The sequence below is a fragment of the Salinifilum ghardaiensis genome (assembly GCF_054491345.1).
In genome coordinates this window covers 949,825-964,422 of sequence record NZ_CM137101.1, presented here as the reverse complement: position 1 = coordinate 964,422, position 14,598 = coordinate 949,825, and the positions used below count along the sequence as shown (strand labels likewise).

Sequence of the window (14,598 nt, the reverse complement as noted above, 5' to 3'; positions counted from 1 at the left end):
GCCTGGCTCGCTACGGTGGGGGCGTTATGGCCTCCGCGAAGCATCCGATCCGCATCGGCACGTCCGGCTGGGTCTACGACGCCTGGCGCGGGCCGTTCTACCCGCACGACCTGAAGCGCGGCGGGGAACTGGCCCACCTGTCGCAGCGTCTCGGCTCGGCGGAGATCAACGCGTCGTTCTACTCGCTGCAGAAGCCCGAGACCTACCGCAAGTGGGCCGAGCAGACCCCGGACGACTTCGTGTTCTCGGTCAAGGGCAGCCGGTTCCTCACGCACATGAAGAAGCTGCGCAACGCCGAGACGCCGCTGGCGAACTTCCTCGCTTCCGGCGTGCTGGCGCTGGGCGGCAAGCTCGGCCCTGTCCTGTGGCAGCTGCCGCCGTCGCTGCCGTTCGAGGCCGAGCGGCTGGCCGGGTTCTTCGCCCTGCTGCCGCGGACGATGGGCGAGGCCGCCGAACTGGCCGCCCGCCACGACGAGCGGCTGCAGGACCGCGCGCTGACCGAGGTCGACGACGCCGAGCAGCCGCTGCGGCACGCCGTGGAGGTGCGGCACAGCAGCTTCGCCGCTGCCGAGGCGGTGCAGCTGCTGCGGGAGCACGACATCGGCCTGGTCATCGCCGACGCCGCCGGGGAGTGGCCCTACCTGGAGGACGTCACCAGCGACTTCGTCTACGTGCGGCTGCACGGGGCGCAGGAGCGCTACGCCAGCGACTACGGGGCGGAGGAACTGGACGCGTGGGCGCGGCGCATCCGCGGCTGGCGCGCCGGGGACAACGGCGGCACCGAGCACGCGCTGGCGCCGGCGATGAAGCGCACGGCCCGCGACGTGTACGTCTACTTCGACAACGACATGCACGCGCACGCCCCGCTCAACGCGGTCGACCTGGTCGAGCGCTGCGGTGCCGTCCGCAGCTGAGGCCGAGACCCCCGTCCCGCGCGGGAGCGGGTAGACTCGCTTTCAGTCAATTGACTGAAGGGCTTCGCGGATCGGCCGGGGTCGTGGACCCTGGAAGGCGGCGGAGCGAGCTCCCGTGGAAAGGACGTGCGTTGGACGGCGACGTGACCGTGATCATCGGAGCGGGCGGGATGGGGCTCGCCATCGCGCGCCGCTGCGGAAGCGGACGCACCATCCTGCTCGCCGACGCGAGCGAGGCGGTCCTCGACGCGAACTCGGCAGCTCTGCGGAACGAGGGCCACCAGGTGCGGAGCCAACCGGTCGACGTCTCCGCGCGCGACTCGGTGGCCGCGCTGGCCGAGGCGGCAGCGGCACTGGGACCGGTGGCGCAAGTCGTGCACACCGCGGGCCTGTCCCCCGCGCAGGCTCCGGTGCGGACCGTCCTCGACGTGAACCTGCTCGGCACGGCCCTGGTCCTGGAGGAGTTCGCCGCGGTCATCGCTGCCGGTGGCGCGGGAGTGGCGATCGCCAGCATGGCAGCGCACGGCCGTCCGCCCTTCTCCCCGGAGGTCTCGCGGCAGTTGGCCACCGCCCCGGCCGACCAGCTGCTGTCCCTGCCGGTCGCCGACGCGGCCGGCTTCACCGACCCGGGCAGCGCCTACGCCTTCGCGAAGCGGGCCAACGTCCTGCGCGTGCAGGCCGCCAGCACCCCCTGGGGCGCCCGGGGAGCGAGGATCAACTCGATCAGCCCCGGCGTCATCGCCACCCCCATGAGCCGGTCCGAACTCGACGGCGAACGCGGCGCAGTCGTGCAGCGGATGATCGAGTCCTCCAACGCCGGGCGCGCGGGCACGTCCGCCGACATCGCCGAAGCCGCCGCTTTCCTGCTCGGCCCGGGTGCGAGCTTCGTCTCCGGCGCCGACCTGCTCGTCGACGGCGGCACCACCGCGGCGGGGCACCACCAGCAGCCCGGCTGAGCGGCGCGGGCGAACGGCGACGCCGCACGGCCCCGGCCCGCGAGGTGCCGGCCGCAGCACACCGGTAGCCCGGCGGCGCTCGCCCCGCCGGGCGGTCGCGCGCGTTGCGCGGTCCGATACGTTCGACCCGTGATCGCAGCGACGGAGTCGTCGGGACGGGCTGGGTCGTGGGTGCAGGGCAGCCTGCTGGCGCTCGACTTCGAGACCACCGGCACGGACACGGCCACCGACCGGATCGTCACCGGCACGGTCGTCTCCATCGTTCCCGGCCAGGAGCCCGAGATCCGCACGTGGCTGGCCGCGCCCGGGGTGGACATCCCGGAGGAGGCCGCGGCGGTGCACGGCATCAGCACCGAGCACGCCGCCGAGCACGGCCGGGATCCCGCCGCGGTGCTGACCGAGGTCGCCGGGGCGCTGGCGCCGTGGTCGGAATCGGTGCCGCTGCTGGTGTTCAACGCGCCGTTCGACCTGTCGCTGCTGCACGCGGAGCTGCGGCGGCACCACGACCGCGGCCTGGAGCAGGCGGGCCCGGTCGTCGACCCGCTGTGCCTGGGGCGGGCGATGCTGGGGCCGAAGGGCAAGCGCACGCTCACCGCGCTGTGCGAGCACTACGGCGTCAAGCAGGAGGAGGCGCACAGCTCCGCCGGCGATGCGCTGTCCACGGCGCGGCTGGCGTGGCGGATGGCCAAGGCGCACCCGGACGAGATCGGCTACGCCGCGCTGTCCACCCTGCACGAGCAGCAGGCGGCGTGGTACCGCGAGCAGCAGCGCGGTTTCGCGGACTTCCTCCAGCGCAAGGCCACACCCGGCAATCCCGAGGCGGAGCAGCTGCGCCAGCGCGCCGCGCAGGTGCGCGCCGAAGCGGACGGGTGGCCGCTGCTGACCGAGAAGCCGGCCGTGCCGGTGGAGACCGAGCAGCCGCAGCACGTGTGGCTGGACGTGCCGTTCGCGGAGAAGGACGAGGCCAAGGCCGCGGGCGCGCGGTGGGACCGGCACGAGAAGCGCTGGTACGCGCCGCGACCGGGCATGGCGGAACTGTCCAGGTGGGAGGCGCTCGAGGACGTTCCCGACCTGCTGCCCGGCGAGGACCGCTCGTTCGGCTCCGGGCTGTTCGTCGACCTCGTGCCGTCGACCTGCTGGTTCACCAACGTGCGCTCCTGCGTCAGCGGCAAGGACTGGGAGCGGCTGCGGCGGATGATCACCCGCCGCACCGGGCACAGCTGCGAGGTGTGCGGTCGCGGTCAGGACCGCGACAGCGGGCGGTGGCTGGAGGCGCACGAGCGCTGGGCCTACGACGAGGAGGCGCGCACGCAGGCGCTGCGGCGGCTGATCTGCCTGTGCACCGACTGCCACGCGGTCACGCACTTCGGCTACGCGCAGGTGCGCGGGCGCGACGAGGAGGCGCTGCGGCACCTGTGCTCGGTGACGGGCCTGTCCGAGCAGGACGCGACCGAGCACGTGGAGGCCGCGTTCGAGCTGTGGAGCAAGCGCTCGGCGGTCACCTGGGAGCTGGACCTGAGCATCCTCACCGACGTCGGCGTGACCATCACACCGCCGCCGGAGGCCGAGGACCGCGCCGGGATCGCCCACGAGGAGCTCGACCGGCGGAGCTGACCCGGTCGCCCACCCCGGTACGTCGACCCCGCACGCCGAGCCTGGGTGGACATTTCTCGCGACATGTTCACCCCGGGACGCGTCGTGCGGCGCGCCGAACCCCCTGCGGTCCTACGATCGGCACGGCGGCCACCGGTGCTGCGGGTGCTGCGGGTGCTGCGGTGCTGGAGCACTGGGGTGCCGCGGCGTGCGGTGCTGGGGTGGACGAGACCACCGCGTCCCCGGGAGCCGAGGCGGAGAGGACGGCGAGCAGACGATGACGCGACTGCAGGGCAGGACAGCGCTGGTCACGGGCGCGGCCAGCGGGATCGGACGGGCCACCGCGCTGCGGTTGGCCGACGAGGGCGCCGCGGTGGCGGTCTCCGACATCGCCGAGGTCGCCGGAACCCGGACGGTCGAGGAGATCCGCGAGCGCGGGGGCCGGGCCGAGCTCGTGCAGCACGACGTGCGCGACGAACGCCAGTGGCAGGCCGCGGTGGCGGCGGCCGCGGACGAGTCCGGCGCGCTGGACGTCCTCGTCAACAACGCGGGCCTCGCCGACCAGGGCGGGGTCGAGGACGTCTCGCTGGAGGAGTACAACCGGGTCGTCGCCGTCCTGCAGACGGGCATGTACCTGGGCATGCGCACCGCGGCGCGGGCCCTGCACGCCTCGCGGCACGCGGCGGTGATCAACGTCAGCTCGATCTTCGGCACCAGCGGCGGGTTCGGGACCAACCCCGCCTACCACTCGGCCAAGGGCGCGGTGCGCACGCTCACCAAGAACATCGCCCTGGAGTGGGCCCCCTCCGGGATCCGGGTGAACTCGATCCACCCGGGATTCGTCGAAACCCCGCTCCTGTCCGGGGAGAACGGCGACAAGCGGGCCATGGTGGACAGCACGCCGATGGGTCGTCTCGGCCGCCCCGAGGAGATCGCCGCGGGGGTCGCGTTCCTCGCCAGCGACGACGCCTCGTTCATGACCGGGTCCGAGCTCTACGTCGACGGCGGGTTCATCGCCCGCTGACGCGCAGCTGCTCGGTGATCTCGTCGACGGCCCCGCGCGCGTGCCGACCGGCGCCGATGAGCGTCGCCGAGGCAGGGCCGGTCCAGTCGCCGTAGCCGAGCAGGTGCAGCCGCGGGTCGTCGACCGAGCGGGTCCCCTCGGTCTTGACGACGCCGTCCTGCCAGGTCAGGCCCAACGGCTCCAGGTGGTCCAGGTTCGGGGAGAACCCGGTGCACCACAGCACCGCATCGGCCGGCCACTCGGTGCCGTCGTCCCAGGCGAGGCCGTCGCGGGTGAGCCGGTCGAACATGCCGTGCGCCCGCAGCGCACCGCGGTCCCGGGCGGCGCGCACGCTCGGCACCATCACGATGTCGCCGAGGTCGCCCACTGCCGGCGGGTCGGACTGCCCGGCCCCCCGGGCGCGCTGCCGCCGGGTGGCCACGTCGAACAGCACGCGGCCGTCCACGTCGTCCGGCATGAACCGGGGCGGACGCCGCGTGAGCCACAGCGCCTCGGCTACCTCGGAGAGCTCGGCGAGGATCTGCGCGGCCGAGTTGCCGCCGCCGACGACGGCGACCCGCAGGCCGCGGAACTCCTCCGGGGAGCGGTAGTCCGCGGTGTGCAGCTCGCGCCCGGTGAAGAGCTCCCGCCCGGGGCAGGCGGGCACGCGCGGCCGGTCCCACGTGCCGGTGGCGCTGAGCACGAACCGCGCGTGCCACGCGCCGCGGTCGGTGTCGACGCGCAGCGGACCGCCCGCGTCCCGCACGGACGCGGCCCGCACCGGCCGGTGCACCGGGAGCTCGTAGCGCTGCTCGTAGCGCTCGAGGTAGCGCACCACGTGGGCCGCATCGGGGTACTCCCGACCGTCCTGCCGCGGCATCCACCACCCGGGCAGCGGGCTGTGCTCGGCCGGTGAGAACAGGTGCAGCGAGTCCCACATGTCGCGCCAGGCGCCGCCGGGGGCGGAGCGCGCGTCGAGGACCGCGAAGTCCAGCCCCGCCCGGCGCAGGAAGTACCCCGCGGCCAGGCCGGCCTGCCCGCCACCGATGACGACGGCGTCGCGCGTGCGCGGCGCCCCCGCCCGGGGCTGCTGCTCGTCCGTCACGTCGACGTCCTCCCGCTCGATCGTCCGGAGGCCGGGGCCGCCGCCTCCCCGGCGGCCCCGGCCCGGGGGACACCGGACCGGGGCCGCCGGCCTGCGCGGCGGCGCGGTGCCGCGCCTCGGAATGCTTAGACGAACGTCTATTTTGACATTCGTCGACGAACGACCGCGAGCCGTGCGCGCGTTGCTCCGCTCACTGCGGGACCCCGAGCCCCCGGCTCCGGGCCCCGCAGCGCCGGCTCCCGCGCCGCGGCGATCACGCACCGGTGCCCGCGAATGCCATGATGCGTGCGGATCACGTTCACCGGAGCGGGCGCCCGGTCCGGTGGACGCATCCGGTCGGAGCGGACGCGAGGAGTGATCATGCTCAGCGAGGACCAGAAGACCAGACTGCGCGTGCTGTCCACCGGCGCCGCGCTCGTGTGGATCGTCTTAGGCCTGATCAGCGGCTGGCCCACGTGGGTGTGGATCGTGCTCGCGGTGGTCAGCGTGCTCGCGCCGACGATCCTCGCCTACGTGCAGGCCGAACGCGTGCTGCGCCGCAGCGGGCGCGGCGCGCGCCGCACCCGGCGCGGCGGTGCGCGGCGGCCCGGCGCGACCGACGACTCCGACGACTCCGGTGACGATTCCGGCGGCACGCTCAACGCGCGCGAGTCCGCCCCGACCACTGGGTCCGCTCCCCGCCGGGACACCACCGCGAGCGACCACGCGCTCGCGCTCGTCGCCTCCCTCCCCCCGTCCCAGCGGCACCGCTTCGCCCGCGACCTCGCCAGCCTGCTCGACGACAACGAGCTGCGCACCGCGGCCCGCGCCGTGCGCCAGGAGCGCGCCGAAGCCGTCTCCCACGAGGACACGCGTCCCCTGCGCAGCGGAACTTCCCGGGCGCGCAGCACCGCCGTCGGCCGCAACAGCGGCAGCTCCCCCGGAACCGGGGCCCGCAGCAGCGAAGTCAGCGGGGCCGGCAGCGGCGGGTCGAGCATCGCCGACAACGCCGATCCGGACGACGTCGTGATCGCGGGGAGTTCACCGGAGAACCGTTCGGGGATGGAGAGCTTCCTCGACTCGCGCCCGCGCATCCACATGCCCGAGCCCCCGGCCGAGCGCGTGCCCGCCCGGGGCGCGCACGACGAGGACGAGGACGACGAGGAGGACGACGGCGACGGCGGCTGAGCGCGGCGAGGCGATCAGCGTGACGCGGAGCGGGCAGCGGGTGGTCACGACCAGCCCCGCGCCCCGGGCCAGCGGGACCGCCCGCCCCCAGCAGCCGATCCGGCGAAGTCCCCCTACCGCGCAGCGGCGGTTTCGCTCCTCACCTGCGCGTTCACGTTCAACCGCGAGGCCACGAGGCAGCCGACGGCCAGCAGCGCCGCGGAGACGACGAACGGCACGACCCAGCTGCCCGTCCGGTCGACCAGCAGCCCGAAGATCGCCGGCGAGAGCATGCCCGCCAGGCCGAAGCCGGTGTTCATCAGGCCGCCGGCGGTTCCGGCGTGCTCCGGGGCCATGTCCATGGCCGTGGCCCACAGCACGGGGTTGCAGATCTCCAGGAAGAAGAACGCCACCGCCAGGCACAGCGTGACCAGCACGAGGTCGTGCACGAGCAGCGTCGGGATGACGAACACGAACGAGCCGGCCAGCCCGCCGACGAGGATGCGGCGCCGGGCGATGCGCGCGTCGCCGGTGCGGGCCAGCAACCAGTCGGACAGCAGCCCGCCGACGGTGTCGCCGATGACGCCCGCCACCAGCACCAGCGAGGTGAACAGGGTGAACTTCTCGAGTTCGAGGTCGAAGCTGCCGGAGAAGAACGACGGGATCCACGTCAGGTAGATCCACAGCATCCAGCCGTAGCAGAAGTCCACGAACGTCAGCGGCAGCACGGTCGGCAGCAGGCGCCGCCACGGGGTCTTCGGCTTGTCGCCGCGCTCCCGCTCGGCGGGCAGTTCGGCCAGTTCCTCCTGCGTGACATCGGGGTGCGCAGCGGGGCTGTCCCGGTAGAACCACCACCAGACGGCGACCCAGACGAGGCTGGCCGCGCCGAGGATCCAGAACGCGGCGCGCCAGTCCCACATGGCGATGATCGCACCGACCATCACCGGGGTGATGGCGTTGCCGATGCGGGAGAACGCGTGCGTGATGCCCTGCCCCCAGGAGCGGCGCTCGGGCGGCAGCCAGCGGGCCATGGCCTGCGTGGCCGAGGGGAACGAGGCGCCCTCGCCGAAGCCCAGCGCCAGCCGGGCGGCGAACAGGCTGATGATGCCGCCGGCGAACCCGGTGAGCACCGTGGACAGCGCCCAGATGAGCCCGAAGAGCCCGAGGATGCGGCGCGGCCCGAACTTGTCGGCCAGGATGCCGCCGAACGCCTGGAAGAAGGCGTACGGCACGGCGAACGCGGACAGCGCCAGCCCGAACTCGGTGTTGTTCAGGCCGAGGTCCTCGCGGATCGCCGGGCCCGCGGCGGAGATGTTCACCCGGTCCACGTAGGTGATGAAGTACATGGCGCACAGCAGCACGAGCAGCCTGCTGCGCACCTTCACCCGCGGTAACAGCGACCGCCGGGCACCGTTGGCTTGCGAAGGTGATCCCATGGCGCTTCTTCGTCCTCGATCGTTGGAATGGCCGTCCGCGTCACCGCAGGAAGCGTCCCCAGGGGACGCGGGGACGTCCGGTCAGGACCTTGCTTCCGGGCAGACGCCGCAGCACGTCCGCGAGCACCACGGTTCCGAGGACCGTGGCCAGGTACAGCAGCGCGGTTGCGGGGACCACGCCGATGACGCCCGCCAGCGCGCGCGCCGGGAAGACCAGGACGACCAGCACGAGCGGGTGCGCGAGGAAGATCCCGAAGGAGCGGTCGGAGGCGTAGTCGACCACGCGCGAGGCGGCACCGCCGGGCCTGCGCCGCGCCGCCCACCACGCGCCGACCGCGTACAGCGCGGCGATGACCGCCACGAAGTACGGGATCGCGAAGGGCTGGAACACGTTGCTGGCCAGCACCGGTGACTCGCCCCGCGCGACGACGGCGGAGTACGAGCCGATCGCCCAGGCCAGCGCCGCGAGGAACGCCACGCCGAACCAGAGGCCGTGGCGGCGCACCCACGCGTGCCACGCGTCGAAGTGCATCGCGGCGACCGCGCCGAGCACGGTGTAGAACTGGTAGCCGAGGACCGTGACGTCCACGTTCTCCCACAACCAGCGGGCGAACGGCGCGGCGATGACGCACCACGCCACGCCGACCTGCGCGGCGAGGCTGATCAGCAGCACCCACCTGTGCCCGCCGGCGGTCGCGCGCAGCAGGCCCACCAGCGCGGGGAACACGAGGTACACCTGCAGGGTGACCAGCAGGAAGTACAGGTGGTACCAACCGCTGCCGGTGACCACGCCGGGCAGCAGCCCGCCGAAAACGGCCTCGCCGAAGGTCACCTCGTCGCGCACGGGCCAGGTGGCGACGAACCAGTACACCACTGTCCACACCACGTACGGCCCGGCGACCAGCGGGAACCGCTTGCGCCAGAACGCCGCTGCCGGCAGCGGGCGCCGCAGCGCCTGGTAGGTGAGCACGAACCCGGTGAGCGCGAAGAACGCCTCGCGGGTGAAGTGCAGCAGCGTCTGCGCCAGCTGCCCCGGCCACAGCGGCAGCATCGCCACGGCGCTGAGCGTGTGCACCAGGATCACGGCGGCGAAGGTCAGCAGCCGGAACAGGTCGATCTGGTACAGGTACCCGTGCCCGCCCGACTTGCCGGATCCCGCGCTCGCGGCCCCCGCGGAACCGGATCCGGTGGAAGCGGAGTCCGCGGGGCCGCCCCCAGCGGGATCGGCCCCCGCACCCGCGGAGGTCGCTGCGCCGGAACCGGCCGCGGCGGGGGGCTCCGCGGCCGCTGCGGTCTGCTCGGTGCTGCGCGCGGTCATACCGGAACGGAGCTCTGCTCGTGCAGGCGGTGGCGCTGCACCTTGCCGGTGGAGGCGCGGGGGAAGTCCGAGACGATCCGGATCTCCTCCGGTTGCTTGAAGCGGCTCAACCGCTCGGCGCACCGCGCGCTCAGCTGCTCCGCGAGCGCATCGCACCCGGCTCGCCCCTCGGGCATCTCGGTCGGGATGACGTGGGCGACCGGCACGGACCCCAGCACCTCGTGGCCCCTGCCGACCACGGCGACCTCGTGCACCTGCGGGTCGGCCAGCACGACCTCCTCGATCTCGCGCGGGTAGATGTTCTCCCCGCCGCGGTTGATCACGTCGTCGGCGCGGCCGACGAGGTAGACGAAGCCGTCGGTGTCGGTGTAGCCCACGTCGCGGGTGTCGAGCCAGCCGTCGGCGTCGAAGCGCTCGGCGGCGCGCCCGCCGACGTAGCCGGTGATCACGCCGGCGCCGCGGATCCACACCTCGCCGACCTCACCGGCGGGCAGGGCCTCGCGCTCGGCTCCGCGGACCTCCAGCTCGACGCCCACCGGCCGACCGCAGGAGCCCTCGGGGGCGCTGCCGTCCAGCGGGGTGGCGGTGATCTGGCTGGCCGCTTCGGTCATCCCGTAGCTCTCCACCACGGGGGCCTCGATGCGCTGGCTGATCCGGTGGCGCACGGCGGTCGGCAGCGGCGCCGAGGCGGAGCGGACGAACCGCAGGCGCGGCGGCCGCGCGGGCACGGGCTCCTCGGACAGGATCGTCAGGATCGCGGGGACCGCGTTGATCCAGGTGACGTCCAGCTCGGTCATCCGCTCCCAGAAGCCGTGCCGCTGGAACCGCTCGTCGAGCACGAGGCAGGCCCCGGCGTGCAGGCTGGCCAGCAGGGCGACGACCTCGGCGTTGATGTGGAACAGCGGCAGCGAGTTGTACCCGCGGTCGGCTTCGGTCAGCCCGTTGTGCGCGGCGATGGACGCGGCCACGTGCAGCAGCCGGTGCTCGGACAGCTCCACCGCCTTCGGCGCGCTCGTGGAGCCGGAGGTCACCAGCAGCGCCGAGCCGTCGGCCCGGCCCGCCCCGGCGGAGCCGGCGGGTTCGAGGTGCTCGGCGGAGCCGGCGTCGTCGTGCCCGCCCGCGGGCCCGTCGACGTCCACGACCAGCGCGGGCAGGCCGTACTCCTCGAAGCGCTCCTGGCGGTCGGTGATCGCCAGGCACGGCTCGGCGGCCGCGGTGTCGCGGTGCACCTCGGCGATGGGGCCCTTCGGGTTGACCGGCACGGCGCAGCGGCCGGAGGCGATCAGCCCGAGGTAGGCACCGGCGAAGGCGACCGGGTTCACCACGTCCACGAGGACGCGGCCGCCACCGGGCACACCGGCGCCGGCCAGCGCGCGGTCGTAGCGCCGCACCACCTCGTCGATATCGGTGTAGCTCAACCGACGTCCGCTGCGCGCGTCCTGCAGGAACGCCGCGTCCGCGCGTGTGCGCGCCCGTTCGGTGAGGAGTCGGGCGAGCGGGCGGCGGAGGTCCTCGTCGCCGCTCTCCACTGGATGCTGGTCAGTCACTGTGTCGATCCTGTTTCGTCACTCGGTCAGCACGGACGAACGGGAGCACGTCCCGAAACGAGCACACGCCAACCTCGATTTCGCACACTTGGTAACCGGCACGACCACGAATCGCGTGACAGCACTGCACCGTTCGAAGGACGAGCCGACCTCGACGCCCGCAAAACGTTAACAGGCCACCCCGCGACCGCGGACAACCCTTCCGGATGCGGCGCCTTTCCGCCGAACGGAACGACCTCCCCGATTTCCGCCGCGTTCCCGCCTTTCGGCACCGGAAGGACATTCCGCCCGCCCGGAATGCGTGATTCCTCCTTCGGCGTGCGAACCGCCAGAATTCCCGCGAACACCACCGGGAACGACTCGCGCGATTTCCCGATTTCGCCGAGCGTATCGAAGCGATCACAGGGCGCGGCACCACCATCGGTGCCCCACGCCCACCACTACCCGAAGATCCGCCGGAACGCATCGGCGCGGGAGCGCGCCCGCGGGGCAGCGGGAGCGCGGTCGGGGTCGCGAGAACGCGGCAGCGCGGCCGCGGGACCGCGCGGTTGCGGGACCGCGGGGTCGCGGCCGCCACACACCGGTGGTCATCTCGGAATGCGGGCGCGTAGTCTCACCCAGTCGGACGAGATGGGTATCGGGAGGGCCGCTGTGCAACAGCTCAGAGCAGTGAGCGACTTCGTGGGCCGCTGGTTCGCGCCGATCGTGCTCGTGGCCGGGGCGATCGCACTCGCCGCGCCCGGGGTGTTCGACTTCCTCGAGCCCGCCGTCCCCTGGCTGCTCGCGCTGATCATGTTCGGCATGGGCATGACGCTGCGCGCCGCCGACTTCGGCTACGTCGCCCGCAGGCCCGGCGCCTTCCTCATCGGGCTGACCGCGCAGTTCCTCGTCATGCCCGCCATCGGGTGGGTCGTCGTCACCGCCCTGCAGCTGGGGCCGGAACTGGCCACCGGCGTGCTGCTCGTCGCCTGCGCCCCCGGCGGCACGGCGTCGAACGTCATGGTCTACCTCTCCCGCGGCGACACCGCCCTGTCCGTCGCGATGACCTCGGTGTCCACGATCGCCGCGCCGCTGGTCACCCCGCTGCTGGTGCTCGGGCTGGCGGGGCGCTACCTCGAGGTCGGTTTCACCGACCTGTTCGTCTCGATCCTGCAGGTGGTGCTGCTGCCGGTGCTGCTCGGCGTGCTCGTGCGCCGTTTCGCGACCCCCGCCGTCGACCGGGCGCAGCCGGCCCTGCCGCTGGTCAGCGTCCTCGGCATCACGCTCGTGGTGATGGCCGTGGTCGCCGGCAGCGCCGCGGACCTCGTCTCGGTGGGGCTCGCCGCGCTCATCGCCGTGGTGCTGCACAACTGCCTCGGCCTCGTCGTCGGCTACGCCGCCGCTCGGATGTGCGGGCTGGACGAACCGGCCCGCCGCGCGGTGAGCATCGAGGTCGGCATGCAGAACTCGGGGCTGGCGGCGAGCCTGGCGACCACGCACTTCAACCCGGTCGCCGCACTGCCCGCCGCGATCTTCTCGGTGTGGCACAACGTCTCGGGCTCGCTCGTGGCCGGGCACTGGGCGCGCCGCGCGAAGGAGGCCGAGCAGCAGCCCGCGAGCTGAGCACGGGGCAACTGCAACGCCACGAGTCCAGGTCATGGCCGCTGGTCGTTTCGCCGGCGGTGTCCGCGAGGGGTTCCCTTGCGTGCACGTGTCGGCGGGTTCCAGCTATGTGTTCGCGCTCTGTGCCGTGAAGTTACGGTGCCACCGGCATATGACCGCGCGACCTGGCCACGAGCAAGATCATCGGCTGGTGCCCTCGTGCCGACGGGACAGAACACCCGCGATCGGTGATCGGGTAATCTGGCGGGCTCCGCCCCGCAGGACAACAGGACCCAGGAGTGCACCAGCGATGACCGACGCCCTGTCTCTGACGCAGCTTCGCGATGCGGTCGACCGGACAGTCGCTGCTGGTGCGGCACGCGTCACCCTGCATCTGGACTTCGCGCAGAACCGGGCGAAATTCGACGCCGCAGTACCGCGACGCCGCGGGATCCTGCCCGCCCTCACCAGGGCGATCATCCGTCGTCTGCCCAAGGGCCTGGATGCCGAAGGATTCCTCGATCTCGCAGGACGCCGCGCCATGTTCGACGAGGGCCGCCTCGCGCTGCTGCAACTCGAAGACCGGGTGTGGACTGGTCGCCCTGGACGCACGCTCGATTCCCTCGACGCCGAAGCACCGCCGCAGTTCGTCACCCCGCTGTGGCTGTTCGACACGCTCACCGATGTCACGGCGCTGGAGGACCACGGGGTCGATGACGACCCGACGCGGCCATGGCGACACATCACCGCCCGGACAACCGCGCAGGGCAACGACGAAACGGTCGAGGTGTGGCTCGACGACACGCACATCCGACGGCTCCGGCTCGGAAGGGACACGACGACCATGACGCTGGACGAGTTCGGCGTCGATGCCGACGAGCTGGATTGGACGCGTCTGCCGAGCTACCAAGCAAACGCCGGCACGTCCTGATCTGACACGACCACCCCGCAGGTGTTCTCGCCGAATCCGGGCAGGGCCGCTCAGCGCAGCCGGGCGAGCATCACGAGCTCGGGACCCGAGCGCCCGTGCACCCGCTGGCCGGTCGGCTCGAAACCGCACTTGCCGTAGGCCCGCTGCCCCGCCGCGTTGTCGATGTGCACCGTCAGCACGAGCGCGGCCGCGGTGGGGAACCGCGAGCGCGCCAGCTCGACCGCCGCCCGGGTCGCCGCCGTGCCGACTCCCCGCCCCTGCCACCGCGCGTCGACGACGAAGCCCCGCAGCAGCACGTGCGGCTCCCGGCAGACCGCGGGGCTGGCGGCTCCCGGGTGCAGCGCTCCGATGCCCACCACGACGGCTTCCGCGCAGGCCCGCTGCTCGACGAGGATCGCGAAGGTGTGCCGCGCCGGGTTGTCCTCGCCCTTGCGCAGGACGAGGTCCGGGGGCAGGCAGAACCGCTCCTGCTCCGGCGCCAGCTGCAGCGCCCCGAGCGCGTCGACCAGCCGCGGCCGCTGCGCGGGCCCGACCTCGTCGAGCAGCACCGTCTTGACCTCGTCAGTGCGCATCGGACGAAGATAGCGCCGAACCGGCCCGCTCCCCACCCCGGGACCTCACCGCCCGCCCCGGGACCTCACGGGGGAGCCGCGCCACCTCCGCACCGGCCCGGGCGCTGCTCGTCCACCTCGGCCGGCTCCTCCGCGGTGGAGTCCTGCTCCGGCGGGCGCAGCGGGCGCCGCCCGAGCCAGAGCAGGAACAGCGCACCGACGACGAGCATCGACGCCCCGGTCCACAGGTTGATGTTGATGCCCTGGGCCTTGGCCAGGTCGGCGGGACCGGCGAAGACCCCGGCGCCGCCGATGAGCACGCCGTAGACCAGGAACAGCCCGCCGACGACCATGCGCACGTCGAACAGCTGCTGCGCCGAACCGGAACGCCGCTTCAGCTCGGCCACGTCGGTCGTGTCGGGTCCTTGCGCGGTCGTGGGATCGGACATGGGGATTCCTTTCCGTCGCGGTGGGGCGCCGGAGCGGCGGACCCGGCTCCGGCACCCCGGCGGTCGAT

The 14,598-nt window shown here is 73.1% G+C and carries 13 protein-coding genes; 7 read left to right on the top strand and 6 right to left on the bottom strand.

All coding sequences use genetic code 11. From position 1 onward, the window contains the following. Positions 1-26: 26 nt before the first annotated feature. From ACVGV0_RS04325 to ACVGV0_RS04310, 4 genes are all read left to right on the top strand, one after another. Positions 27-914 carry a DUF72 domain-containing protein gene (locus ACVGV0_RS04325; protein ID WP_459158554.1) on the top strand — a complete coding sequence of 296 codons (888 nt, stop codon included), beginning with the start codon at positions 27-29 and terminating at the stop codon, positions 912-914. Between the two features lie 131 nt (positions 915-1,045). Further along, positions 1,046-1,870, top strand: a complete 825-nt coding sequence (locus tag ACVGV0_RS04320) for an SDR family oxidoreductase (protein WP_459158553.1) — start codon at positions 1,046-1,048, stop codon at positions 1,868-1,870. A 129-nt stretch (positions 1,871-1,999) separates the two neighbouring features. Then, positions 2,000-3,484: a DUF5710 domain-containing protein gene (locus ACVGV0_RS04315; protein WP_459158552.1), complete on the top strand. Its 1,485-nt coding sequence runs from the start codon at positions 2,000-2,002 to the stop codon at positions 3,482-3,484. Positions 3,485-3,740: 256 nt separating this feature from the next. Next, a complete protein-coding gene (locus ACVGV0_RS04310) occupies positions 3,741-4,487 on the top strand; it encodes an SDR family NAD(P)-dependent oxidoreductase (RefSeq protein WP_459158551.1) in 747 nt (248 codons plus the stop codon). Here the strand turns inward: ACVGV0_RS04310 and ACVGV0_RS04305 are convergent. Continuing rightward, on the bottom strand, positions 4,474-5,571 hold the full coding sequence (locus ACVGV0_RS04305) for an ArsO family NAD(P)H-dependent flavin-containing monooxygenase (protein WP_459158550.1): 1,098 nt from the start codon (positions 5,569-5,571) through the stop codon (positions 4,474-4,476). The genes ACVGV0_RS04310 and ACVGV0_RS04305 overlap by 14 nt on opposite strands. A 360-nt stretch (positions 5,572-5,931) precedes the next feature. On the opposite strand from ACVGV0_RS04305, the gene ACVGV0_RS04300 reads away from it, so the two are divergent. Continuing rightward, entirely contained in the window at positions 5,932-6,738 is an 807-nt protein-coding gene (locus ACVGV0_RS04300; protein ID WP_459158549.1) for a hypothetical protein, read from the top strand. Between the two features lie 113 nt (positions 6,739-6,851). Here ACVGV0_RS04300 and ACVGV0_RS04295 read toward each other — a convergent pair whose 3' ends face one another. From ACVGV0_RS04295 to ACVGV0_RS04285, 3 genes are read right to left on the bottom strand one after another with little or no spacing between them, the layout of a single operon-like run. Beyond that, positions 6,852-8,153, bottom strand: a complete 1,302-nt coding sequence (locus ACVGV0_RS04295) for an MFS transporter (protein ID WP_459158548.1) — start codon at positions 8,151-8,153, stop codon at positions 6,852-6,854. Between the two features lie 40 nt (positions 8,154-8,193). Further along, complete coding sequence (locus tag ACVGV0_RS04290; protein ID WP_459158547.1) at positions 8,194-9,471, bottom strand: acyltransferase; 1,278 nt, start codon at positions 9,469-9,471, stop codon at positions 8,194-8,196. Next, positions 9,468-11,018: a class I adenylate-forming enzyme family protein gene (locus tag ACVGV0_RS04285; protein ID WP_459158546.1), complete on the bottom strand. Its 1,551-nt coding sequence runs from the start codon at positions 11,016-11,018 to the stop codon at positions 9,468-9,470. Before ACVGV0_RS04285 ends, ACVGV0_RS04290 begins: the two co-directional genes overlap by 4 nt. 669 nt (positions 11,019-11,687) lie before the next feature. Between ACVGV0_RS04285 and ACVGV0_RS04280 the strand changes: the two genes are divergently transcribed. After that, positions 11,688-12,620, top strand: coding sequence for a bile acid:sodium symporter family protein (locus ACVGV0_RS04280; protein WP_459158545.1), 933 nt, complete (start codon positions 11,688-11,690; stop codon positions 12,618-12,620). Between the two features lie 289 nt (positions 12,621-12,909). Beyond that, on the top strand, positions 12,910-13,530 hold the full coding sequence (locus tag ACVGV0_RS04275; protein ID WP_459158544.1) for a hypothetical protein: 621 nt from the start codon (positions 12,910-12,912) through the stop codon (positions 13,528-13,530). Positions 13,531-13,580: 50 nt separating this feature from the next. Here ACVGV0_RS04275 and ACVGV0_RS04270 read toward each other — a convergent pair whose 3' ends face one another. Together ACVGV0_RS04270 and ACVGV0_RS04265 are read right to left on the bottom strand one after the other, a co-directional pair. Next, positions 13,581-14,102 carry a GNAT family N-acetyltransferase gene (locus ACVGV0_RS04270; RefSeq protein WP_459158543.1) on the bottom strand — a complete coding sequence of 174 codons (522 nt, stop codon included), beginning with the start codon at positions 14,100-14,102 and terminating at the stop codon, positions 13,581-13,583. 65 nt (positions 14,103-14,167) lie between these two features. Beyond that, entirely contained in the window at positions 14,168-14,530 is a 363-nt protein-coding gene (locus ACVGV0_RS04265; RefSeq protein WP_459158542.1) for a hypothetical protein, read from the bottom strand. Between the last annotated feature and the right edge of the window lie 68 nt (positions 14,531-14,598).